Genomic DNA, 24,090 nt, shown 5'->3' on the forward strand with positions numbered 1-24,090 from the left:
TTATTCCTTGTTGTAATGCCCCAAGATACCCTCAAACTTCCCGAACTCTCCCTGGTCCTGCTCATTGGCACTTCGGGGGCAGGCAAAAGTACGTTTGCGCACCGTTTGTTTCAGCCCACGGAAATTGTATCGTCGGACCGGTGCCGGGCCTTGGTGGCCGACGATGAGAACAACCAGTCAGCCACGCCCGATGCCTTTGCCTTGCTGCACTACCTGGTAGGGCTGCGCCTGAAGCGTGGCCTGCTGACGGTGGTAGACGCCACCAACGTGCAGCCCGAGGCCCGCAAAACCCTCGTACAGCTGGCCCGCGACTACCACGTGCTGCCCACCGCCATCATTCTCGACGTGCCCGACCGCGTAGCCGAGGACCGCAACCGCCAGCGTGCCGAGCGCCAGCACCTGGGCCGCCACGTGGTGCCTCAGCAACGCCAGCAGCTGCGCCGCAGCCTCAAGACGCTCCGGCAGGAAGGCTTCCGCCACATCTACCACCTGCGCGGCCCCGAGGAAATCGACGCCGTGCAAGCTATTGTGCGCGACCCGCTCTACAACAACCGCAAGCAGGATACCGGGCCGTTCGATATTATCGGCGACGTGCACGGCTGTTATGCCGAGCTGGTGCAGCTACTCACGGAATTGGGCTACGTGGTGAAGGAAGAACCCGTGACGGATGCGCGCGACTTAGGCGTGCGCGTAACGGCACCGGCCGGCCGCCGCGCCCTGTTCCTCGGCGACTTGGTAGACCGCGGGCCGGCCTCGCCGCAGGTGCTGCGGCTGGTGATGCACATGGTGCAGGACGGCCTGGCCCTGTGCGTGCCCGGCAACCACGACATCAAGCTGCTGCGCTACCTCAACGGCAAAAACGTGAATGAAAACCACGGCTTCGCCGAAACGGTGGCCCAGCTGGCCAGCGAATCGGACACGTTCAAAAGCCAGGTGCGGCAGTTTCTGGATGGGCTGGTGAGCCACTACGTACTGGACGGCGGCAAGCTGGTGGTGGCCCACGCGGGCATGCGCGAGGAAATGCAGGGTCGCGGCTCGGGCGCCGTGCGGGCCTTCGCGCTGTTTGGCGAAACCACCGGCGAAATAGACGAGTTTGGCCTACCCGTGCGCTACAACTGGGCCGCCGAGTACCGCGGCCGCGCCATGGTGGTATACGGCCACACCCCCGTGCCCGCGCCTGAATGGCTCAACAATACCATCGATATTGATACCGGCTGCGTATTCGGCGGACGCCTCACGGCCCTGCGCTACCCCGAGCGGGAGCTGGTGTCGGTGCCGGCGCAGCAGGTGTACTGCGAGCCGATGCGTAAGCTGTTAGCTGATAGCTCTCAGCTGTTAGCTTCTTCTCAAATGAACCCAGACGACGAGCTATCAGCTAACAGCCAACAGCTAATAGCTGAAGGACTCACCGCCCAGCAAGCCCACGACGACCTGCTCGACATCCGTGACGTGACGGGCAAGCAGATCATCCAGACGCGGCTGCTGCCTTCCGTCACCATTCGGGAGGAAAACGCGGTGGCGGCGCTGGAGGTGATGTCGCGCTTTGCCCTGAACCCGAAGTGGCTGCTGTACCTGCCGCCTACCATGTCGCCCACCGAAACCTCGGCGCTGCCCGATATGCTGGAGCACCCCGCCGAGGCCTTCGACTACTTCCGCCGCCAGGGCCTGGAGCGGGTGGTGTGTGAGGAAAAGCACATGGGCAGCCGCGTGGTGGTGGTGCTGGCGCGCAGTGAGGACGCCGCCCGGCGCCGCTTTGGGGTGGTAGGCGAGGGGCCGGGCAAGTGCTACACCCGTACCGGCCGCAATTTCTTCACCAACGAAGCCCTGGAAGAAGCCTTCCTCAACCGTTTGCAAGATGCCCTCACGGCCAGCGGCTTCTGGGAGCGATTCCAGACCGATTGGGTGTGCCTGGATGCCGAGCTGCTGCCGTGGTCGGCCAAGGCCCAGGAGCTGATTAAGACGCAGTACGCCGCTGTGGCCGCCGCCGCTACCGCCGCCCTACCCCTGGCCGAGGCCGCCCTGGCGCAAGCCGCCGGCCGTGGCCTCGATGGAGTAGAAGCCCTGCTGGCCCGCACCAGCGCCCGCCGCACCGCCGCCGCGCACTACGCCGACGCCTACCGCCGCTACTGCTGGCCCGTGGAAAGCCTCGCCGACCTGCGCCTGGCGCCCTTCCACCTGCTCGCCACCGAGGGCCGCACCTACTTCGACAAAGACCACGCCTGGCACATGGAAACCCTGCGCGCCCTCTGCCTGGCCGATGAAAGCCTGCTCCGCGCCACGCCCTACCGCGTGGTGCACCTGCACGATATTGCCGACGTAGAAGCCGCCACCCAATGGTGGCTCGACCTCACGGCCAGCGGCGGCGAAGGCATGGTGGTGAAGCCCTACGATTTCATTTCGACCACCAAAAAAGGCCTCATCCAACCCGCCCTCAAGTGCCGCGGCCGCGAGTACCTGCGCATCATCTACGGCCCCGACTACCTGCTGCCCGGCAATCTGGAGCGCCTGCGCGAGCGAAACGTGAAGTCCAAGCGCAACCTGGCCCTGCGCGAATTCACCCTCGGCGTGGAAGGCCTGGAGCGTTTCGTGGCCGGCCAGCCGCTGCGGGCGGTGCACCAGTGTGTTTTCGGCGTGTTGGCCCTGGAAAGCGAGGCCGTGGACCCGCGGTTGTAGGTGGATGCTAGCTGCTAGGTATGAAAAAGCTACTATCTCCATTTAGCATACTGGGACTGTTGGTTGTGCTAGGGATAGGTGTATATGGATATTATTCCTCTACGGGTATAGTGCTCCGCAACCGATATTATTCTTTGCCACCCGAATTTCGGAAGCTACTGAAGCGTTTTCAGCGGATAAGAATGGGGGATGAGAGTGAATTACTCGCCCTACCATTTATCTATAAGCGGCAGTATCCAGACCAATTTAATATTGCATTGGCAGATAAGCCGTTAGGTTTGCGTAAAAGCCAAGTACTACTGCGTAATCCATTCGCGGCAGCTCCTTACCCATTGTCATTTTCGGTGGTCTATCGGGGCAATCTGGTTACATTGTTTGAGCCAGGAACTTTTGCGTGTTACCGGCTTCCCGGCTTAATAAGAAACCGGCAATTGGAAAAGCAGCTGAACACTCAGAATTTTGAGTACCACTGGTTGCTGAATGGACAGCTAGTTGCTCTATCCGGCAGTCATTATGTTACCTTTTCTGAAAGCGGTAGTTGGAAGCCGTATGCTGGCCCGATGCCACTCAACAAGCAGCCCAAGCTGTTTGAAGATGCCCGCTACATTGTCTGTATGACGTGCCACGGCGAGTGGGGTGGAGAAGTGTATTTCTATGATAAAGAGAAGCATCTCTATTATATAGCCGAAGCGACCTGCTCAAATTCTATTATAAAGCGGGACGGCAAATATTTCGTTGTTTCTTCACTGGCGCACATGATGGGTTCTGCGGAGGTACAGCAGATTGACAACCCAACGGAGATGACGCGTTGGAGCGGTAAAATCAAGCCTCAGGATCGGGATTTTGAAATATCCTACGGTGCCAAGCTAAATCATGGCAAGACAGTATTCGATTATCGAGAAGTACTGCTGCTAGCCGGCTTTAATCTGAACCAAGAAGTAGTATATCTGGTCAATTGGAATAATATAGCCTTCCTGGCCACTTGGCAAAGCGGTACTTTCTATGTTGTAGATCCGCTGTTTTTCGATGATTTATACGCCCATAATCCCGTAACCACGGCTTACGGGCCGGACACTGTTTTAGTGAATTTAGGATTAGGTTCTAATGAGGCAGAAAGAGCCTGTTTATTATTTTTTGATAAAAAAGCTATCAAGATTAACTGGAGCAACGAAAGTATTTTAAAAGGATATTCTGTTGATCTGTTGCCAGATAGTTTAAATGAAGGTGGTGCAATCCAGATTGTTGATTCGGTGGAGGTTAAAGAAATAAAGTAATTTTCTCCCTCTAATGCACGCCCGTATCCAAACCGCCCTCCACCAACTCGAAGTCACGCACGGTATCCGCATCCTCTACGCCTGCGAGTCGGGTAGCCGGGCCTGGGGCTTCCCCTCGCCGGATGCCGACTATGATGTGCGCTTCCTCTACAGTCACCCGCCCGACTGGTACCTGACCCTCGACGCCGGCCCCGACACGCTTGACTTCCCCGTGGACGACGAACTGGACCTGGCCGGCTGGGAGTTGCGTAAGGCCCTGAAGCTGCTGCGCGGCGGCAACGCGGCCTTCTTTGAGTGGCTACAGTCGCCGGTAATATACCGGGAGGCGGCCGGGTTTCGGGAGGCGCTGGGGCCGCTGCTGCCCGCTTGCTGGAACCCGCGAGCCGGCCTGCATCACTACCTGGGCCTGATGCGGCGCGGGCTGACGGACGACCTGACCACCGAGCACGTACGCCTGAAACGCCTGTTCTACGCCCTGCGCTCCACGCTGGCGGCCCACTGGATTCGGCAGCGCCCCGCTGAGGTGCCGCCGATGGAGTTCCGGGTGCTGCGCGAGTTGCTGCCGACGGAGCTGCATGGCACTGTAGACGAACTACTCGTCCGCAAAGCCACCGCCGACGAGAAAACCACCGTGCCGCGCCCTACGGCGCTAGTCGAGTATTTACAGACCGAGTACGAAGCCGCCTTGGCCGCCCACAACACTCTACCTATCACCCGGCAGGCCGACCCCACGCCGGCGCTGGATGCGCTGTTTCGGGCGTGGCTACCTGACGCGGGCATTATGTAGAGACGCGTATTCGCGTCTCGGCGTCAGAACGAACAGATGGATTTACAGTAGAACCACGCCGCCCTTTCCCGCCAGTACAGCCCGCTCTAACTAAACAACATCAGCAACGACGAGACGCGAATACGCGTCTCTACACCCGCCCATGACTATTGCCGACCTGCGCAAGCGCGGCCTTCTTCTCTTCGAAGCCATCAGCGGCAGCCGCGCCTACGGCACCCACCTGCCGCACTCCGACACCGACCTGAAAGGCGTATTTATCCTGCCCGAAGCCGAGTTCTACGGCCTCGACTACGTGCCCCAGGTAGCCAACGACACCAACGATGAGGTGTTTTACGAACTGCGCCGCTTCGTGGAGCTGCTGCTCAAAAACAACCCCACCATGCTGGAGCTGCTCGGCACGCCCGAAGACTGTGTGGTGTACCGACACCTACTGTTTGCGGCGTTTCGGGCCGAGGATTTTCTGTCGAAGCTGTGCCGCCAAAGCTTCGCCGAGTACGCCGTGGCGCAGATCCGGAAGGCGAAAGGGTTGAACAAGAAAATCAACCACCCCGAGCCGCCCAGCCGTAAGTCGGTGCTGGATTTCTGCTACGTGACGGTAGGCGCGGGTGCCCAGCCGGTAACCGCCTGGCTGACCCGGCACGGCTACGCGGCCGCGCAGTGCGGCCTTGCCAACGTGCCTCACCTCACCGACTTATACGCCCTATTCGTGGACGACACACCCGACCAACGCCACCACTACCGCGGCTTGGTGCGCGACCCGGAAACGTCGCAGGACGTGCAGCTGTCCACGGTGCCGAAAGGGGAGATGCCGGCCGCCTACCTCAGCTTCAACCGCAACGGTTACAGCACCTATTGCCGCGTGTACCGCGAGTACAAGGAATGGGAGCAGAAGCGCAACCCCGAGCACTACCAGAACACTGTGCAGCACGGCAAAAACTACGACGCCAAAAACATGCTGCACGTGTTTCGGCTGCTGCGCATGGCCGAAGAAATTGCCCGCGAAGGCCGCCTGCACGTGCGCCGTCCCGACCGGGACTTTCTGCTGCAAATCCGCCACGGCGAGTTTGAGTACGAGCAGTTGGTAAGCGAAGCCGAAGCCCTGGTAGTCCGCGTGGATGCTGCCTTCGCCACCTCCGCGCTACCCGAAACCCCTGATAAACAAGCCGCCGAGCAGCTGCTGGTACAAACGCGGCGGGCGTGGTATGCCGAACAGCAGCGCTTGGGGTAGAGACACAATAGTTTGTGTCTCGTCGTTGCTGATGTTGTGGCGTTGAACGACTAACGCTGGTATTGTTCAACGACAAGACACAAGTTATGCGCCTACGCCATATGCGACTCTATAAAGAAGGTAGGGCGCCCAACGCGAGAGATATTTCTCGCGTTGGGCGCCCTACCTTCTTGTATGGCTAGGTCAATGACAATACTAGAATCGACGGGCGCGTACCGTAGAGCGGAGCTTATGGCTGCGTTTCTTATGGAAGAACTTCAAGCCTTTGCGATTCCCCTTCCGAAAGCCCCTGTACACTTTATAGCTGGGGCGGTGCGTATACACGCGGCCTTTTGCTTTGGCCCGGGCGTAGGGCGTACCGGGATTAGATGCCTGTGAGGGCTGAAGCCCACTTAGCAGGAACAAGGCGAGAACGAGCAGCAGGGCTTTATACATGCGGGCAGAGAGTATGATGAGAGTAACAAAGAATAGAACTCTGATAAGAGTAGAAAATTGCGTGCCAGATCCCCAGGGAATAAGAAATAACACGGTGCGGCCTTTTTAAAAATGAAAAGCCTCCCGGGTGGAATCGGGAGGCTTTTAGTCGTAAGGCGTGCCTGGCCAGGCCGGGGTGGGAGCAGCGGGCCGGCGACTTACGAGTGGACGACCGACCGGGTGGATTCTCGGACAATCAAGCGCGTGGGAATTTTAACGGTAGAGGGTGGGGCAGCTTTTTGTTTCTTTTCAATCAACTCAATTAGGCGCTCTACGGCCACCTGCCCAATTTCCTGGGCTGGTTGCACCACGGTGCTGAGCGCCGGGTTCAGCAGGTCGGCGGCGTTGAGGTTGGTGAAGCCGATCAGCGACACGTCGTCGGGAATGGCGATGTGGCGTTGGTGCAACGACGCCAGACAACCCAGGGCCAGCCGGTCGCTGGCCGTGAAAAATGCGTCGGGTGGGGAGGGTAGGGCCAGCAGCTCATCCACCATGGGGCCGGTTTCGTTTTGCCCAAAGGTGCCGTAGCGTACCAGAGTCTCATCATAGGGGAGGCCGTACTGCTCCAGGGCGGCGCGGTAGCCTGCCAGGCGCTCCTGCGTGATGCTCAGCCACGGCGGAATGGTGAGATGGGCAATGCGCTGACGGCCAGCCTTAATCAGGTGCTCGGTAGCTGCAAAGGCCCCGCCGAAGTTGTCGGCCACAATGCAGGTGGTGTCCAACTCGTGCGATACCCGGTCGAACTGCACGATGGGTAGGCCCTGCTCCTGCAACGCCCGTAGGTGCGACACATCGGAAGTCTCGCTCGACAGCGAAATCAGCAGGCCGTCTACCTTGCGGTCCATTGCCTGCTGCATGTTGGCAGCTTCCCGCTCGTACGACTCCTGACTCTGGAAGATAATCACGTGATAGCCGCGGTTGTAGGCAATAGCCTCAATGCCATTAATAGCCTGCGAAAAGAAGTAATTGGCAATCTGCGGTACAATCACGCCAATGGCCCGGCTGCGGTTTTCCTTCAGGCTAAGCGCAATGGGGTTAGGGCGGTAGTTCAGCCGCTCGGCGTACTCCAGCACCAGTTCCTTCGTCTCCTGATTTATCTCGTAGCTACCCCGCAACGCCCGCGAAACCGTGGAAGTGGAGATATTCAGAGCGCGGGCGATATCCTTAATAGTGACGGTACTCAAAGCAGGCGATACTTCTAAAATGCTATTTTAAAGAGAGAAGTGGGTGGGGTGGAGGGTAGGGACAGAAACGCAAGAAAAAGTCTTGGAGAGCAAATCTAACAACTTATTGCGTAACAGCAACTGCGCTTGACATCGTTCCCGGCAACGTTTGCGGTAATAAATACCACCAAGCGTTTTCTTTCCTTGGTGATGCAATGTAATCTTAAAGAGCCGGGTTTCGAGCGTTGCTCCGAAAAAAAGACGGTTGCTTCTTCGAATAGGTACGAAATCGTTTACTCCGCTTCGGAACCGTTACCAGGCCAGTTGTACTGCATTCACTTACGCAAAGTTGCGCTGGCCGGACCGGCAAATTTCCGTGCTTCATTCCAATTCCCACTCTTATATATTCTAATTTCATGAAGAAATATCTACTGTCGCTCTGGCTACTGCTGGGGATAGTGTCGCTGGCCGTGGCCCAGCAACGACAGGTAACGGGCGTGGTGCGCTCGGCCGACAAGGCGGAAGCCCTACCCGGCGTGACGGTGGTAGAGATAGGAACCACCAACGGCGCCACCACCGACGGAGAAGGGCGTTTTGTACTGACCGTGGCCGGCCCGGACGCCAAATTGCGCCTGAGCTACATCGGGTTTATATCGCAAGACGTGACGGTAGGCACGCGCAGCAGCATCACCGTAGAGCTGCGCGAGGATTCCAAGGCCCTCGACGACGTGGTGGTGATTGGCTACCAGGCTGTGCAGCGTCGCGATGTGACGGGCTCGGTGTCGTCGGTTAGTGCCCAGCAAATCAAGGATATACCCGTCAACTCCGCCGCCGAGGCCCTGACGGGCCGCCTGGCCGGGGTGCAGCTGACCTCGGCTGAGGGCACGCCCGGCAACCTGAACGTGCAGGTGCGCGTGCGCGGCGGTGGCTCCGTGACCCAGGATAACTCGCCTTTATATGTAGTCGACGGCATTCAGATTGAAAACGCGCTGACCGTTATTGCGCCCCAGGACATTGCCTCGGTGGACGTGCTGAAAGACGCTTCGGCCACTGCCATCTATGGTGCCCGCGGTGCTAACGGCGTCGTGATTATCACCACCAAGAAAGGCCAGGAAGGCCGTACGGTGGTGAGCTACAACGGCTTTGCCGGTGTGCGTCAGCTCAGCAACTCGCTGGGCGTGCTCGGTCCCGATGACTACTTGAACTACCAATATGAGCGCGCTGCTATCATCGGCAACGCCTCGGGTGGTTTGCCTACCTTCAAGACGCTGTTTGGCAGCTCCAACTTCAACAGTGATACGCTGCAGCGGGTGCGCAACTCGCCCAACATCGACTGGCAGGACCGGGTATTTGGCCGCAACGCGTTTCAGCAGACACACAACGTATCCATTGCGGGCGGTGTGAAGGGCACGACCTACGCCCTGAGCCTGACGCGCAACACCGAAGACGGCATCCAGCGCGGGTCTGATTACGTGCGCAACCTGATCAACTTTCGCTTTGATACTAAAGCCTCGGAGCGTTTCCGGGTAGGGCTGAATGTGCGCTTCAACGACCAGGAAACCAACGGTGCGGGTACGTCCTCCACGGGCTCCAACACCACCTCGCGCCTGCGCAACACGGTGCAGTACCAGCCCTTTCAGAACATCCGCCCCGATGGCACGGTGGTAGACGTATCGACCTTCGACCCGGATTTCTTCGAAACCTCGTCGCTGGTGAATCCCATCCTGACCATCGACAACGAGTACCGCAACGACCAGCGCCGCACCATTAACATTGGTGCCAACGCCTCGTTCGAGATTGTGAAGAATCTGACCTTCCGCTCCACGGCTGGTTTTGACATCACCAACTTCAACCTGAGCACCTTCAATGGCCGCTACTCGCCCACGTTACGCTCGCCCGCGGGCGGCTACGCCAACCTGCCGTTTGCCACTATCACAACCACCACCCAAACCACGCTCAATAACTCCAACGTGCTGGACTATAACACTGTGATAGGCAAGCACTCCATTGGCGTATTGGTAGGGGAGGAAACCTACGAGCAGCTCAACAAGCAGCAGTACATCCAGACCAACTTTCTCCCCCTCGATATCACCGCCGAGCGGGCGCTGGCCAACATCAACCAGGGGGTATTGCCCGCCGGCCAGACGGCCCAGCCGGTGCTACCCCAAACCAGCATTCCGCAGAACTACCGCCTGCTCTCGGGCTTCGGCCGCCTAACGTATTCCTACGATGACCGCTACCTGTTTACGGGTACGTTCCGGGCCGATGGCTCCTCCAAGTTTGCCCGCGGCAACCGGGTAGGTTTCTTCCCCGGCGCCTCGGTAGCATGGCGTATTTCCAAGGAAAACTTCTTCCAGGACGTGCCGGTGGTATCGGACCTGAAGCTGCGCCTGAGCTACGGCGAGGCCGGCAACAACCGCATCAACGACTTCCTCTACGCCCAGCTCTACCAAGCGGGCAGCGCGCCCTACGCCCTCAACAACAGCATCGTGCTGGGCTCGGCGGCGTCTACCCTGCCTAACCCCAATCTAAAGTGGGAGTCGACCACTTCGCGCAACATCGGTATCGACCTGGCCCTGCTCCAGAACCGCGTGCAGTTCACGGCCGATGTGTACTACAACACCACCCACGACCTGCTGCTGAACAAGCCCATTCCGGCGTTCCTGGGCTATACCACGCAGCTCCAGAACATTGGCGAAACCTCGAACCGCGGCGTGGAATTGCAGCTGACGGGCACCGTAATTCAAAGCAGAAACTTCACTTGGACGGCCACGGCCAACACCTCCTTCAACCGTGGCCGCATCGAGAGCCTGGGCGGCGGACAGACCGAAATCAACGGTATTTCGTCGGGCTGGGCGGGTTCTACTGCTTCGCTGATTCCCGACTATGTGGCGCGGGTAGGGCAGCCGGTAGGTCAGATGTACGGCTACGTAACCGACGGCTTCCTGACTGCTGCTGACTTTGAGGGCTACACGCCTTCGGCCACGCCCGGCGCGCTGGGCACCTGGACGCCCAAAGCGGGCCTCGTGAACAACCTGGGCCTGATTGGCGAATCGGCGTTCCGGCCGGGCCTGCTGAAGCTGAAGGACCTGAACGGCGACGGAAAGATTGATGCCAACGACCAGACTGTTATCGGCAACGCCAACCCGAAGGCTGTGGGCGGCCTCAACCAGCAGTTCACCTACAAAAACTTTGATGCCAGCATCTTCATGAATTTCGTGCTGGGCAACGACGTGTACAACGCCAACAAAATCGAGTTCACCTCGAACACGGCCAACACGGCGTTCAGCAACGTGCTCGATATCATGGCCGACCGGTACCGCGTGATTGAGGCCGACGGTAGCCCCATCACCACCCTCGACCGCCTGAATGAGGTGAACCAGAACGCCAGCATCTGGACGCCTACCCGCAATTTTCTGCTGCACTCGTGGGCCGTGGAAGATGGCTCGTTCCTGCGCATCAACAACGTGACCATTGGCTACACGCTGCCAAAAGCGCTGACCCAGCGCGCTAAGATCAACTCGGTGCGCTTCTACGCTACGGCCAACAACGTGTACACCTTCACGAAGTACTCGGGCTACGACCCAGAGGTGAACACCCGCCGCGGCACGCCTCTCACACCCGGCGTCGACTACGCCGCCTACCCCCGCAGCCGCGCCTTCCTGCTCGGCGTGAACCTGTCTTTGTAATGTGCTGATGAGTTGATGTGCTGATTTCTGATGAATTGATGCGGTGATTTTCAACGTGATAAATCCCGTAATCGACTCATCAACATAGCAATAGCCAGCATATCAACTCATCAAAAATCAGCACATCAGCCCCCCATCAATCCATCAGCATATCACCACTTGTTATATGAAACCGATTTTCTTTTTTCGTACTGCGCTGACTGTAGGAATGCTGGCTGGTGGCGCCAGCCTGCTTACGGCCTGCAAAGATTACCTCGACGTGGACCCGGTGGCCCTGAACACCACGGAATATACCTTTAGCACAGTGGCCGGCGCTACGGCTGCCGTCATTGGCGCCTACGACCCGCTCTCGGGCGACAACGGCTACGGCACCCGCGTGAGCATGTACTACCCTTACGACACCGACGAGCTGATTGGCTCCTCGGGGGCGTCGGACGGGGGGCGGCGTAGCATTGCCCGCTACAACGCGCTGGCCACCAACTCGGAAATCAACAACCCCTGGAACCAGCTCTACCAGGGCGTGGAGCGGGCCAACATCTGCATTCAGCAGATTCCGCAGATGGCCCTCTACACCAGCGGCACCGCCGCCGACACGGCCGCTCTGCACCGCCTGCACGGCGAGGTCCTGACCTTGCGGGCGCAGTATCTTTTTGAGCTGGTGCGCAACTGGGGCGACGTGCCCGCGCAGTTCACGCCCTCGGTATCGGGCCAGGACTTCAACCTTCCCAATTCCGACCGCAACGAAACCCTGAGCAAGCTACTGGCCGATTTGCAGCAAGCCGAGAAGCTGGTGCCCTGGCGCTCCAAGGTGGCTGCCGACGAGCGTATTACCAAAGGCGCCGTGAAGGCCCTGCGCGCCCGCATTGCCCTGTTCCGGGGCGGTTATTCGCTGAAGGGTAGCACCATGCAGCGCCCCGCCGATTACCTCGATTTCTACCGCATAGCCCGCCAGGAGTGCGACGAATTGATGGCGAAGCCCTCGGAGCATAAACTGAACGCGAGCTTCGAAGAAGTATTCAAGAGCATCAACCAACTGCGCTCGGAGTCGGCCAACGAGATTATGTTTCAGGTGGGCATGGCCACGGCCACGAATACCTCGGGTAGCAAACTGGGATACTACAACGGGCCGCGCCTGCGCAATGCCACGGGCATTTACGGCTCCACTCAGGGTGCTGTCACCATCGCGCCGCCCTACTTCTACGCCTTCGATTCCACGGATACGCGTCTGCCGGTCACGATTACCACCTACGAAATTCCGGCCAATAGCAACTTCCAGGCGGGGGTGCAGCTTAGCAACGTGACCGATGGCAAGTTCCGCCGCGACTGGCACGTGCCGCCCGTGACGGGCTCCGTGAACTACCTGGACTACAACTGGCCCATTATCCGATTCGCCGACGTGCTGCTGATGTTTGCCGAGGCTGAAAACGAGTTGAACGGCCCAACGCAAGCGGCTCAGGCGGCCTTTATGCAGGTGCGTAACCGCGCCTTCGGCACGCCAGCGCTGGCGCAGTCTACCCTCACCAAAGCCGGTTTCAGCCTGGGCAGTAAGGAAAGCTTCTTCGACGCCCTGGTGAACGAGCGTTACCTGGAGTTTGGCAGCGAAGGCATCCGCAAGTACGATTTGCTGCGCTGGAACCTGCTGGCGACCAAGCTGGCCGAGGTGAAGTCGAACATTGAGAAAATGGCCCGCGGCGTGGCGCCCTACCAAAACGTGCCCCAGTACATGTATTTCCGCACGCCCTCGGCCAGCCCCGTGCAGTGGACCCGCTCGTTCTACCGGCCTTCGCCAGCCAATGCCACGGCGCCCAGCGGTACTACCCGCGTGAACTGGCGGCTGGCCATTGGCGCGGCGTACGTGGCCAACACCATGCCCGCGGGCGCTACCTACACGCTGGGTGCCACCACCGAAAAGAGCACCGGCGCCGGCCTGGCAGCCGAGTACGTGCCCGGCAAGGGTAAAGAGCTATTGCCCATCCCGCAGGCTACCCTCAGCTCTGATCCGGCTCTGACCCAAAACTTCGGTTACTAATGTGCTGATGTGGTGATTATTAATGTGCTGACTGTTGCTAAATCGAATTTGTGCCATCAATAATCAACACATCAGCAATTCACACTAGGCAGGACAGTGCAGGACATTGCCCGCGCTATATCTGACTACTTTTCCTTCCGTTTGCTGCTCCTCTCATGAATACTTCCCCTTTCACTACCCATAATACTGCCTGGCAAGACTTGGGCGGCGGCCTGCGCCGGCAGGTGCTCACCTACGGCCCTGAGCTGATGCTGGTGAAGGTAGCCTTTGAGGCAGGTGGGGTAGGCGCCCCGCACCAGCACCCGCACGTGCAGATCAGCTACGTGGAAAGCGGCGTGTTTGAGGCCACGGTGGGGGAGCAAACGCAGGTGTTGCGCATCGGCGACACGTTCTACGCCCCCTCCAACGTGCGCCACGGCGTGGTGTGCCTGGAGGCGGGCGTGCTGCTGGACGTGTTCAACCCCCTGCGGGAAGATTTTTTACAACCGCAGGAAGGGTAGGGCTATGCACAACAGACCACAACGAATGACGCGATTTTTTACAGTATTGCTCCTGCTGGTTACAGGAGTAATCGGGGGAAGAAATTCCCTTGCTTATGCGCCGACGGTTAGGGTAGCGCAGGATGGTTCGGGAGATTTCCGGACCATCCAAGCCGCCCTGAACAGCCTGAGTGCCCACGCCGACCAGCAGCGCATCGTCTACATCCAAAACGGCACCTACCCCGAGAAAGTCTACCTCGATGGCAAAGACCACGTGACCCTGCGCGGGCAGAGCGAAAAAGGCGTGGTCATCACCATCAGCCAGGCCCGCGACGCCGCCCGCTGCGAGGGCAACCTCGACGACTGGGGCGTGGCAACCCTGAACCTGCGCAACGCCCCTGACGTGACGCTGGAAAAGCTCACCGTGGTGAATAGCTACGGTTTCAATGCCGCCGGCGACGTGACTATTCCTTGCCCCGCCGATGCCAGCGGGCAGAAAAAAATCAGCAAAACCGGCCACCAAATGGCCCTGCGCACCTTTCCCGGTACTACGCGCTTAGTAGTAAAGAACTGCACCTTCCGAGCCCTGGGCGGCGACACTGTGAGCCCCTGGGACGTGGAAGCCGGCCTGTACTACTTCAAGGACTGCACGCTGGAAGGCGGCGTGGATTTCTACTGCCCCCGCGGCTGGGCCTACGCCGAAAACTGCCGCTTTATCTGCCACAGCAAGAGCGCGGCCATCTGGCACGATGGCTCGGCCGATAAAGACTCGAAAACGGTGCTGGTGAACTGCCGCTTCGAGGGTGACGACCAGTTTAAGCTGGGCCGTTTTCACCGGGAGGCGCAGTTTTATTTGATTGGCTGCCGCTTTCCTAAGAACATGGCTGATACCGATATATACTGGGCCGAGTCGGGGCCGGGGGCCAAGCAGTGGGGGCGGCGCGTGTACTACGCCAACGCCCACCGCCGCGGCGGTAACTACGCCTGGATGGCCGACAACCTGGCCACGGCCGAGGGTAGCCCTACCATCAAGCAGATTACGCCTAACTGGACCTTTGGCGGCCGCTGGAATGTGGACCCCAAAGCGCCCGCCCTACCTGCGCCGCCGGTAGTGGCCGTGCAGAAAGACTCGGTGGCCGAGCGTATGCTGCTCTACCAGCGTAGCGTGGGCGGCTGGCCCAAGGCCGTGGGCGACGTGAAGGTGAAGTACGACCACCCGCTGACGCCCGCGCAGAAAGCCACCATCCTGGACGATAAAGGCCGCAACGACCCCACCATCGACAACAACGCCACCACCCGCGAAATCCGCTACCTAGTGGAGGCCGCTAAGCGCACCGGCAACCTGGCCTACCGCCGCGCCGCCGAGGATGGCATCCGCTACCTGCTGAAAATGCAGTACGCCAACGGCGGCTTCCCGCAGTACTACCCCGACCATAGCAACTACCGCCACCAGATCACCTACAACGACAACGCCATGATTCAGGCGATGCAGGTGCTGCGCGACCTGGCCGAGCAGCGCGGCGACTACACCCTGCTGGACCAGGGCCTGGTAGCGCCGGCCCGCACGGCCGTGGCCCGCGGCATCGACTGCATCTTGAAAACCCAGTACGTGCAGCACGGCCAACTCACGGCCTGGGCCGCGCAGTACGACGAGAAAACCCTGCAACCGGCCAAGGCTCGCGCCTTCGAGCTAGCCTCGCTCAGCGGCGACGAAACGGTGCCCATCGTGGAGTTTCTGATGGATATCAAAAACCCGTCGCCGGAAATCAAAAAGTCCATTGAAGCCGCCGTGGCGTGGCTGGATAAGGTGAAGCTAACCGGCTACGCCATCCGCGACGTGGACGACCCCAAGCAACCCAGCGGCCGCGACCGGTTGATAGTACCCGAATCCGGTTCTACCATCTGGGCGCGCTTCTACGACCTCGACACCAACCGCCCTATCTACGTGGGCCGCGACAGCCAAGTGCACTACTCGCTGGCCGAGATTGAAAACGAGCGGCGTGTGGGCTATGGCTACGCTGGCACCTGGCCTGCCAAGCTCCTCAACCGCGAGTATCCCAAGTGGAAAAAGCAGCAGGGCATTTAATCTTCTTTTGCATACTCCTTAGTCTAGTTTTATATGAAAAATCTGTCGCAACGCCTGCTTGCCGAAGATGCACCGGTTGCCGTAGAAATGCCCCAGGCCGCCTCGTTTGCGCTGCCCGAGAAAGTGTTGCAGTTTGGTACCGGCGTGCTGTTGCGCGGCCTGCCCGACTACCTCATCGACAAGGCCAACCAGCAGGGCGTATTCAATGGCCGCGTGGTGGTCGTGAAATCCACCGACGGCGGCGACATCACGGCATTTGGGCGGCAGGATGGGTTGTATACCGTGGGCATTCGGGGGGTAGAGGACGAGGAGACGATTGAGCGCAACGTGGTGTGCGCGGCCATCAGCCGGGTGCTGTCGGCCAAAAGCCAATGGGCCGAGGTGCTGGCCTTTGCCGCCGCCTCGGAGCTGCAAGTGGTCATTTCCAACACTACGGAGGTAGGCATTCAGTTTGCGCCCGATGATATTCGACAGGATACCGCCCCCAGCTCGTTTCCGGGCAAGCTGCTGGCCGTGCTCTACGCCCGCTGGCAGGCGTTTGGGGGCGATAAGAGTAAGGGTCTGGTGATTGTACCCACCGAGCTGATTCCGGACAACGGCACGCAGCTGGAGAAAATCCTGCTGGAGCTGGCCCACCGCAACCAACTCGAAAGCGAATTCATCGACTGGCTGGAAACCGCCAACACCTGCTGCAACTCTCTGGTAGACCGTATTGTGCCGGGCCTACCCGCCGCCGACGCCCACCAACAACTGACCCAGGAGCTCGGCTACCAGGACGACCTGCTGACCATGTCGGAAGCCTACCTGCTGTGGGCCATCGAGGGCGACGCGCGGGTGCGGGAGGTGCTGTCGTTTCACCAGGTTGACAAGGGCGTATTCATCCAGCCTGATATCAACCAGTTTCGGGAGCTGAAGCTGCGTTTGCTGAATGGCACGCACACGCTGAGCTGCGGGCTGGCCTTCCTGAGCGGTTTTGCCACCGTGCGCGCCGCCATGGAGGACAAGGCCATGGCCGGCTTCATCTCCAACCTGATGCTGGCCGACCTGCTGCCCGGCATTCCCTACCCCGTAGACGAGAAGATAGCCCAGCGCTTTGCCATGCAGGTGCTCGACCGGTTCCGCAACCCTTACATTGAGCACCGCTGGCTGGCCATCACGCTCAACTACACGGCCAAACTGCGCATGCGCGTGGTGGCCGATTTACTGCATTACTACGAGCGGTTCGGCAAGGTGCCGCAGTACGTGGCCCTGGGTTTTGCGGCCTACCTGTTGTTCCTGCGCGCCACCGAGCAGCAAAACGGCAAGTGGCACGGCGAGCTACACGGCGAAAGTTATCCGATTGAGGACTCACAGGCCGGTTATTTTGCCAATCTTTGGGACAAGCACGCCGACGCGCCGGCCGACTTAACCCATGAAGTACTCGCCAACGAAGCCCTGTGGGGCCACGACCTGACCGAGCTGCCGGGTTTTGCCGACCGCGTGACCCACTTCCTGCACCAATTGCTGGAGGTAGGCGGCCACGACGCCGTGAAAGCGTGCTTTATCTCAAAAGCTGCTGTGAGCTAAAAAAACATGAAGCATTTAGTTGCCAAAATTCATCCGGCCGATAACGTACTGGTGGCCCTTACGGACCTACCCGCCGGCACGCCCGTGACCTGGGACGGCGCCACCGTCACCACCACCGAGGCCATTCCGGCCAAGCACAAGCTGGCCCTGCAACCCCTGGCCCCCGGCGACCCGGTGACCATGTACGGGGTGCTGGTGGGCAAGGCTGCCTCGGCCATTGGGGTAGGCGGCCGCCTCACCACCGCCAACCTGCACCACGCCACCAACTCCTACGCCGAAGCCGGCCAGCGCCCCGCCTGGCAGGCCCCCGACGTGAGCCGCTGGCAGGAACGCACGTTCCTGGGCTACCACCGCGCCGACGGCAAGGTAGGCACCGCCAACTATTGGCTGGTGATACCTATGGTGTTTTGCGAAAATCGCAACATTCAGGTGCTGGAAGATGCCTTGGTGAAAGACCTGGGCTACGCCCGCCAGAAGTCCTACCAGCCCCAGACCCAGGAGCTGATTGCGCTGATGCAGGCCGGTAAATCGGTGGAGGAAATCCTGAGCGTGGACTTGCAGGCCGCCGAGAGCAGCCGCCAGAAAGCCCGCCTGTTTCCGAACGTGGACGGCATCCGGTTCCTGACCCACGAAGGCGGCTGCGGCGGCATCCGCCAGGATGCCCAGTCGCTATGCGGGTTGTTGGCCGGCTACATCACCCACCCCAACGTGGCCGGTGCTACCATCCTCAGCCTGGGCTGCCAGAATGCCCAGGTGACCATGTTGCAGGACGAAATCAACCGGCGCAGCCCGCAGTTCAGCAAGCCGCTCTATATCATGGAGCAGCAGAAAATGGGCACCGAGGAAAACATGATCAGCGCGGCCCTGCGCCAGACGTTTGCCGGCCTGATGCTGGCCAACCAGCAGCACCGCCAGCCAGCCCCGCTCAGCAAGCTGTGCATCGGGCTGGAGTGCGGCGGCTCCGATGGCTTCTCGGGCATCTCGGCCAACCCGGCGGTAGGGCACGTGTCGGACACGCTGGTGGCGCTGGGCGGCTCGGTTATTCTGGCCGAATTCCCGGAGCTGTGCGGCGTGGAGCAGGAAATCGTGGACCGCTCGGTGAACCCCGAAACGGCCCAGCGCTTCAGCTCCCTCATGAAAGCCTACGGCGACGCAGCCGTAGCCGTAGGCTCGGGCTTCGATATGAATCCCTCGCCCGGCAACATCCGCGACGGCCTGATTACCGACGCGATGAAATCGGCCGGGGCGGCGCGCAAGGGTGGCTCCTCGCCCGTAGTAGCCGTGCTCGACTACCCCGAGCTGGTGACCCAGCCCGGCCTGAACCTGCTCTGCACCCCCGGCAACGACGTGGAATCCACGACGGCCGAGGTAGGGTCGGGGGCCAACGTGGTGCTGTTCACCACCGGCCTGGGCACGCCCACCGGCAACCCCATCGCCCCGGTTATCAAAATCGCCACCAACACGCCCCTGGCCAAGCGCATGCCCGACATCATCGACGTGAACACGGGCACCGTGATTGATGGCGAGGAAACCATCGAGCAAGCCGGCGAGCGAATTCTGGAGTACGTCATCCGCGTAGCCAGCGGAGAGGAAGTAGCCGCCGTCCGCCACGACCAAACCGACTTTATCCCTTGGAAACGAGGGGTTTCGCTGTAAGCTAAAAGAACGAAACTCCCCTCCTCAGATGAGGAGGGGACGTTGCGAGTTTACTCGCAACTGGGGTGGTTGACGTCGTTGCTGATGTTGTTTAGTTGACCATATATAATGAGAATGAGTGTTCCAAACATAAAAAGCCCGTCATGCTGAGCGAAGCCGAAGCATCTCGCGTGCTGACATTGAATTACTAATCCGGTGTCAGCACGCGAGATGCTTCGACAAGCTCAGCATGACGGTCAACCCTCCCCCAAAAAACACCCGGCTAACCACCGCTTTCCTACCCACTGCCTAACCCAGCAACCCGTATGAAAAAGCCCTTTCTCGGCCCCGATTTTCTGCTCCAAACGGAAACCGCCCGGCAGCTCTACCACGTGCACGCCGAGCACCAGCCCATCATCGACTACCACTGCCACCTGCCCCCCGATCAGATTGCCGAAGACCGGCAGTTTGACAACCTGACGCAGATTTGGCTCTACGGCGACCATTACAAGTGGCGCGCCATGCGGGCCAATGGCGTGGATGAGCGCTATATCACGGGCGATGCGTCGGACTGGGAAAAGTTTGAGAAGTGGGCCGAAACCGTGCCCTACACCGCCCGCAACCCCCTCTACCACTGGACGCACCTAGAGCTACAGCGCTACTTCGACGTGCACGAGCTGCTGGACAAAGACAGCGCCCGCCGCATCTACGATGAGTGCTCCCTGAAGCTGCGTACGCCCGAGTACTCAGTGCGTAGCCTGATGCGCAAGATGAACGTGAAGGTGGTGTGCACCACCGACGACCCCGCCGACTCGCTGGAATATCACCAGGCTATCCGAGATTCCGACTTTGAGGTGCAGGTGCTGCCTACCTTCCGGGCCGACAAGGCGATGTCGCCGGAAGACGAGGAGGCGTACAACGCCTACCTCGACAAGCTGGGCGCGGCCGCAGGGGTAGATATTCAGACCTTTGCCGATCTGGAAAAAGCCCTGCGCCAGCGCCACGATTTCTTCGCCGAAATGGGCGGTAAGCTCTCCGACCACGGCCTGGAGCAGCTCTACGCCGCCGACTACACCAATGAGGAAATTGATACGATTTTCGCTAAAGTGCGCAGCGGCGAGTCATTGGATTCAACTGAGGTATTGAAATTTAAGTCCAAAATGCTGGTGCTGCTGGCCGAAATGGACTGGGAAAAAGGCTGGACCCAGCAATACCACATCGGTGCGCTGCGCAACAACAACGCCCGCATGCTGCGCCAACTCGGCCCCGATACGGGTTGGGACTCCATTGGTGACTTCCCGCAGGGTGTAGCCCTGTCGAAGTTTTTCGACCGCCTCGACACCCAGGACAAGCTGGCCAAAACCATCATCTACAACCTGAACCCCGCCGACAACGAGCTGATTGCCACCATGATCGGTAACTTCAACGACGGCTCGGTGGCGGGCAAGATGCAGTTTGGCTCGGGCTGGTGGTTCCTGGATCAGAAGGATGGTATGGAACGTCAGATCAACGCCTTATCCAACATGGGCCTGCTGAGCCGCTTTGTGGGCATGCTCACCGACTCGCGCAGCTTCCTATCTTACCCCCGCCACGAGTATTTCCGCCGGGTACTATGCAACCTGCTCGGCAGCGACGTGGAAAACGGCGAGCTGCCCGACAACATGAACTGGCTGGGCGAGATGGTCGGTAACATTTGCTACGGCAACGCCAGCACCTATTTTGGCTTCGCGCCGGTAGGGGAGCAGGTAGCTGCTGAGCAGGCGTAAGGAGCGTAGGGCAGGTAGTAGAACGTCATTTCGAACGTAGTGAGAAATCTCGCGTGCTGACGTTGAATTTACTACCTGCCATCAGCACGCGAGATTTCTCACTGCGTTCGAAATGACGTTCTACTACCCGCACTCAACACACCTCCTTTTGAAACAAGTTGTAACCTTCGGCGAAATCATGATGCGGTTGTCGCCGCCGCTCAACCTGCGCCTCACCCAAGCCAGCAGCCTGGACGTGAACTACGGCGGCGGCGACGCTAACGTGGCGGCTGCCCTGGCCCAACTGGGCCAGCCAGCCGCCCACGCCGGCTGCTTCCCCGACAACGACCTGGGCCGCGCCGCCGCCCAGCACTTCCAGCGCCTGGGCGTGGATATGCAGCATTGCGTGTTTCGGGGGCAGCGGTTGGGGCTCTACTTCCTGGAGGTAGGGGCCTCGTTGCGGGGTAGCAAAATCGTGTACGACCGTGCCGATTCGGCTTTTGCGAACCTCGACCCCGCGTGGTTCAACTGGGAGGAAATCCTGAAAGACGCCCAGTGGCTGCACTGGACGGGCATCACGCCCGCCATTTCGGTCAGTGCCGCGCAGGCTACCCGCGAGGCTATTCAGGCGGCTCGGCGCCTAGGCATCACCGTGTCGGCCGACGTGAACTACCGCCGCAACCTGTGGCAGTACGGCCAGAAGGCGCAGGACGTGATGCTTGAGCTGGTAGCCGGCTGCGACGTGGTGGTGTGCACCGAGGGCGACGCCGAGGACTTGTTTGGCATTCGGCCCGAGGAGGGTAGGGAAGACCGTTTCGTGAGCATGTGCGAGCAGCTGCAACAGCGCTTCCCGCAGATCAAGCAGGTGATTGCCACCCGCCGCGAAACCCAAAGTGCCTCCCACGAGCGCATCCGCGGGCTGCTCTACGACCAGGGCGCCTACCACGAAACCACGCCCTACGACATCGTGCCGGTAATAGACCGCATCGGCGGCGGCGACTCGTTCATTTCGGGCTTCATCTACGGCTGGCTGCACTACGGGCAGGACCCGGCGCGGGCGCTGGGCTTTGCCACGGCGGCCTCGGCCCTCAAGCACACCATCGTCGGCGACATTAACCTGGTGACGGCCGCGGAGGTGGAGCATATTGTGCAAGGCAACGTGACCGGACGGTTATTACGCTAACCACCTCATAACTAAATATTCTTTTCCCTGGCGCCTAGAACCAGATAGGTGCTGTATTCGCTCTTTTCTCTTTTTCTACCCTACCTCGCTTATGGCTCGATTCTCACGTACTGATGCATTAAAAACCTTGCTGGCGCACCCGCTAGTACCGGTGTTTTATCATCCCGACTTATCCCACGCCCAGCAAATTGTGCAAGCCTGCTACAACGGCGGTATCCGGGTATTTGAGTTCACCAATCGGGGCGCGCAGGCCTTCGACGTGTTTACGCAGTTGCAATCGTTTGTGCAGGCCAACTGCCCGGAGATGCTGCTCGGCATCGGGACGATTTATGAAGGCGAAGAAGCCCAACGCTTCATCCAGGCCGGCGCCGATTTCGTGGTGCAGCCCGTCACCACTGAGTCGGTGGCGCACGCGTGCAAGCACGCCGACGTGGCCTGGCTGCCCGGCGCCATGACGTTAAACGAAATCTACCGCGCCCACCAGCTGGGCGCCGACGTGGTGAAGGTATTTCCCGGCAACACCGTGGGCCCCGGCTACATCAAAGCCGTGCGCGGCCCCCTGCCCGACGTGCCCCTGATGGTGACCGGCGGGGTAGAGCCCACGGAGGAAAGCATTGGCGAGTGGCTGACGGCGGGTGTACAGGCCGTGGGCATTGGCTCCCAACTCTTTAAGGGCGACGCGGGCGCCGACGCGCTGACGGCCAAAGTGGCTGGCCTCGTGCAATTCATTCAACAACGTGCGCAGCAGTAGACCTATGGAAAAGAAACTCGGAACCTACCGCTGGACCGTTGTGGCGCTGCTGTTCTTCGCCACCAGCATCAACTACCTCGACCGCCAGGTAATCGGCCTGCTCAAGCCTACCCTCGAAACCCAGTTCAACTGGACGGAGAGCAGCTACAGCTACATCGTCATGGCCTTTTCGGCGGCCTATGCCATTGGGTTGCTGGCCTTTGGGCGAATTATTGATTTCATCGGCACCAAGAAAGGCTACATTATTTCCATCATTGCCTGGAGCGGGGCCGCCATTGCGCACGCCTTTGCTACTAGCACGCTGGGGTTTGGCGTGGCGCGCGCCGCGCTGGGTTTGGGTGAAGCCGGCAACTTCCCGGCCGCCATCAAAACCGTGGCCGAGTGGTTCCCGAAGAAGGAGCGCGCCTTGGCCACGGGTATTTTCAACTCCGGCGCCAACATTGGAGCCGTGGTAGCGCCCATCATGGTGCCCTGGATTTTGGGTGCCTACGGCTGGGAAGAGGCCTTCCTGATTACGGGTGGTATTGGGTTTATCTGGTTGATCTTCTGGTGGGTGTCCTACCAGATACCTTCCAAGCAGCCCAAGCTGGGGGCCGAGGAATACGCCTACATTCACAGCGACAACGAGCCGGAAGCCGCCGAGGGCGACCACGGCAAAACGATTTCGTGGGGCAAGCTGCTGAGCGTGCGCCAGACCTGGGCCTTCGTGTTCGGCAAGATGCTGACGGACCCTATCTGGTGGTTTTTCCTGTTCTGGCTGCCGTCCTATTTCGCCACTACCTTCGATCTGGACCTGAAAAAGCCCAGCTTGCCGCTGGTGGTGGTGTATACCCTGACTACGGTAGGCAGCATTGGGGGCGGCTACTTCTCCTCGTTTCTGATTAAGCGGGGCTGGAGCGTGTATAAAGCGCGCAAAACGGCCATGCTGGTTTTTGCCCTGCTGGTAGTGCCCATTATGCTGGCCCGCTACGCCACCAGCATCTGGCCCGCCGTGGCCCTCATTAGCTTGGCTGCCGCCGCGCACCAGGCCTGGAGTGCCAACATCTTCACCGTGGCCTCCGATATGTTCCCCAAAAAGGCCGTTAGCTCCATTGTGGGCATCGGCAGCATGGCCGGCTCGGTGGGCGGCATCCTGTTTCCGCTGCTCATCGGCTACCTGCTCGATACCTACAAGGCTGCCGGCAACATCAACGGCGGCTACAACATCATTTTTCTGATCTGCGGCTCGGCCTATCTATTGGCCTGGGTGGTGATGCACTTGTTTGTGCCGCGCATGGCGCCCGTGAATCTGGGCGAACCAACTAAGTCAAGTACTGTAACCGTATAAA

General features: G+C 59.9%; 15 protein-coding genes. 14 read left to right on the forward strand and 1 reads right to left on the reverse strand.

Annotated elements, in window-relative coordinates:
• The first annotated feature begins 15 nt into the window (after positions 1-15).
• The 4 genes from H8B15_RS04175 to H8B15_RS04190 all read left to right on the forward strand — a co-directional run bounded on the left by H8B15_RS04175 (position 16) and on the right by H8B15_RS04190 (position 5,962).
• The gene (locus tag H8B15_RS04175) at positions 16-2,673 is read left to right on the forward strand and encodes a polynucleotide kinase-phosphatase (RefSeq protein ID WP_187318402.1); all 2,658 of its coding nucleotides are present in this window, start codon (positions 16-18) and stop codon (positions 2,671-2,673) included.
• A 20-nt stretch (positions 2,674-2,693) separates the two neighbouring features.
• Positions 2,694-3,947, forward strand: a complete 1,254-nt coding sequence (locus tag H8B15_RS04180; protein ID WP_187318403.1) for a hypothetical protein — start codon at positions 2,694-2,696, stop codon at positions 3,945-3,947.
• Positions 3,948-3,960: 13 nt separating this feature from the next.
• Positions 3,961-4,734, forward strand: coding sequence for a nucleotidyltransferase domain-containing protein (locus tag H8B15_RS04185; RefSeq protein WP_187318404.1), 774 nt, complete (start codon positions 3,961-3,963; stop codon positions 4,732-4,734).
• A gap of 142 nt (positions 4,735-4,876) precedes the next feature.
• Positions 4,877-5,962, forward strand: a complete 1,086-nt coding sequence (locus tag H8B15_RS04190) for a DNA polymerase beta superfamily protein (protein WP_187318405.1) — start codon at positions 4,877-4,879, stop codon at positions 5,960-5,962.
• A 632-nt stretch (positions 5,963-6,594) separates the two neighbouring features.
• Here H8B15_RS04190 and H8B15_RS04195 read toward each other — a convergent pair.
• Positions 6,595-7,620, reverse strand: coding sequence for a LacI family DNA-binding transcriptional regulator (locus H8B15_RS04195; RefSeq protein ID WP_187318406.1), 1,026 nt, complete (start codon positions 7,618-7,620; stop codon positions 6,595-6,597).
• 395 nt (positions 7,621-8,015) lie between these two features.
• Here H8B15_RS04195 and H8B15_RS04200 point away from each other — a divergent pair, with 395 nt between their 5' ends.
• The 10 genes from H8B15_RS04200 (at position 8,016) to H8B15_RS04250 (ending at position 24,089) form a co-directional block, all read left to right on the forward strand.
• Positions 8,016-11,288 (forward strand): SusC/RagA family TonB-linked outer membrane protein, encoded by a 3,273-nt coding sequence (locus H8B15_RS04200; RefSeq protein ID WP_187318407.1) that lies wholly within the window; start codon positions 8,016-8,018, stop codon positions 11,286-11,288.
• A 166-nt stretch (positions 11,289-11,454) separates the two neighbouring features.
• Positions 11,455-13,317 (forward strand): RagB/SusD family nutrient uptake outer membrane protein, encoded by a 1,863-nt coding sequence (locus H8B15_RS04205; protein WP_187318408.1) that lies wholly within the window; start codon positions 11,455-11,457, stop codon positions 13,315-13,317.
• Positions 13,318-13,472: 155 nt separating this feature from the next.
• Entirely contained in the window at positions 13,473-13,817 is a 345-nt protein-coding gene (locus tag H8B15_RS04210; protein WP_187318409.1) for a cupin domain-containing protein, read from the forward strand.
• A 25-nt stretch (positions 13,818-13,842) separates the two neighbouring features.
• Positions 13,843-15,882, forward strand: coding sequence for a pectate lyase (gene pelA, locus H8B15_RS20950; RefSeq protein ID WP_246455303.1), 2,040 nt, complete (start codon positions 13,843-13,845; stop codon positions 15,880-15,882).
• A 33-nt stretch (positions 15,883-15,915) separates the two neighbouring features.
• On the forward strand, positions 15,916-17,448 hold the full coding sequence (locus H8B15_RS04225; protein ID WP_187318410.1) for a tagaturonate reductase: 1,533 nt from the start codon (positions 15,916-15,918) through the stop codon (positions 17,446-17,448).
• Between the two features lie 6 nt (positions 17,449-17,454).
• Positions 17,455-19,104, forward strand: a complete 1,650-nt coding sequence (locus H8B15_RS04230) for a UxaA family hydrolase (RefSeq protein WP_187318411.1) — start codon at positions 17,455-17,457, stop codon at positions 19,102-19,104.
• A gap of 305 nt (positions 19,105-19,409) precedes the next feature.
• Entirely contained in the window at positions 19,410-20,849 is a 1,440-nt protein-coding gene (gene uxaC / locus H8B15_RS04235) for a glucuronate isomerase (protein ID WP_187318412.1), read from the forward strand.
• A 148-nt stretch (positions 20,850-20,997) separates the two neighbouring features.
• Positions 20,998-22,011: a sugar kinase gene (locus H8B15_RS04240; RefSeq protein ID WP_246455304.1), complete on the forward strand. Its 1,014-nt coding sequence runs from the start codon at positions 20,998-21,000 to the stop codon at positions 22,009-22,011.
• 91 nt (positions 22,012-22,102) lie between these two features.
• Positions 22,103-22,762 carry a beta/alpha barrel domain-containing protein gene (locus tag H8B15_RS04245; RefSeq protein ID WP_187318414.1) on the forward strand — a complete coding sequence of 220 codons (660 nt, stop codon included), beginning with the start codon at positions 22,103-22,105 and terminating at the stop codon, positions 22,760-22,762.
• A 4-nt stretch (positions 22,763-22,766) separates the two neighbouring features.
• The gene (locus H8B15_RS04250; protein ID WP_187318415.1) at positions 22,767-24,089 is read left to right on the forward strand and encodes an MFS transporter; all 1,323 of its coding nucleotides are present in this window, start codon (positions 22,767-22,769) and stop codon (positions 24,087-24,089) included.
• Position 24,090 lies beyond the last annotated feature (1 nt).

The sequence above is a fragment of the Hymenobacter citatus genome, from assembly GCF_014333615.1.
Classification (GTDB): Bacteria; Bacteroidota; Bacteroidia; order Cytophagales; family Hymenobacteraceae; genus Hymenobacter; species Hymenobacter citatus.

What these genes read in the sequence shown, in the direction of transcription:
- pelA (WP_246455303.1), top strand. Translation starts at nt 13,843, where the DNA reads ATGACGCGATTTTTTACAGTATTGCTCCTGCTGGTTACAGGAGTAATC.
- H8B15_RS04250 (WP_187318415.1), top strand. Translation starts at nt 22,767, where the DNA reads ATGGAAAAGAAACTCGGAACCTACCGCTGGACCGTTGTGGCGCTGCTG.
- H8B15_RS04225 (WP_187318410.1), top strand. Translation starts at nt 15,916, where the DNA reads ATGAAAAATCTGTCGCAACGCCTGCTTGCCGAAGATGCACCGGTTGCC.
- H8B15_RS04245 (WP_187318414.1), top strand. Translation starts at nt 22,103, where the DNA reads ATGGCTCGATTCTCACGTACTGATGCATTAAAAACCTTGCTGGCGCAC.
- H8B15_RS04205 (WP_187318408.1), top strand. Translation starts at nt 11,455, where the DNA reads ATGAAACCGATTTTCTTTTTTCGTACTGCGCTGACTGTAGGAATGCTG.
- H8B15_RS04210 (WP_187318409.1), top strand. Translation starts at nt 13,473, where the DNA reads ATGAATACTTCCCCTTTCACTACCCATAATACTGCCTGGCAAGACTTG.
- H8B15_RS04175 (WP_187318402.1), top strand. Translation starts at nt 16, where the DNA reads ATGCCCCAAGATACCCTCAAACTTCCCGAACTCTCCCTGGTCCTGCTC.
- uxaC (WP_187318412.1), top strand. Translation starts at nt 19,410, where the DNA reads ATGAAAAAGCCCTTTCTCGGCCCCGATTTTCTGCTCCAAACGGAAACC.
- H8B15_RS04200 (WP_187318407.1), top strand. Translation starts at nt 8,016, where the DNA reads ATGAAGAAATATCTACTGTCGCTCTGGCTACTGCTGGGGATAGTGTCG.
- H8B15_RS04180 (WP_187318403.1), top strand. Translation starts at nt 2,694, where the DNA reads ATGAAAAAGCTACTATCTCCATTTAGCATACTGGGACTGTTGGTTGTG.
- H8B15_RS04185 (WP_187318404.1), top strand. Translation starts at nt 3,961, where the DNA reads ATGCACGCCCGTATCCAAACCGCCCTCCACCAACTCGAAGTCACGCAC.
- H8B15_RS04230 (WP_187318411.1), top strand. Translation starts at nt 17,455, where the DNA reads ATGAAGCATTTAGTTGCCAAAATTCATCCGGCCGATAACGTACTGGTG.
- H8B15_RS04190 (WP_187318405.1), top strand. Translation starts at nt 4,877, where the DNA reads ATGACTATTGCCGACCTGCGCAAGCGCGGCCTTCTTCTCTTCGAAGCC.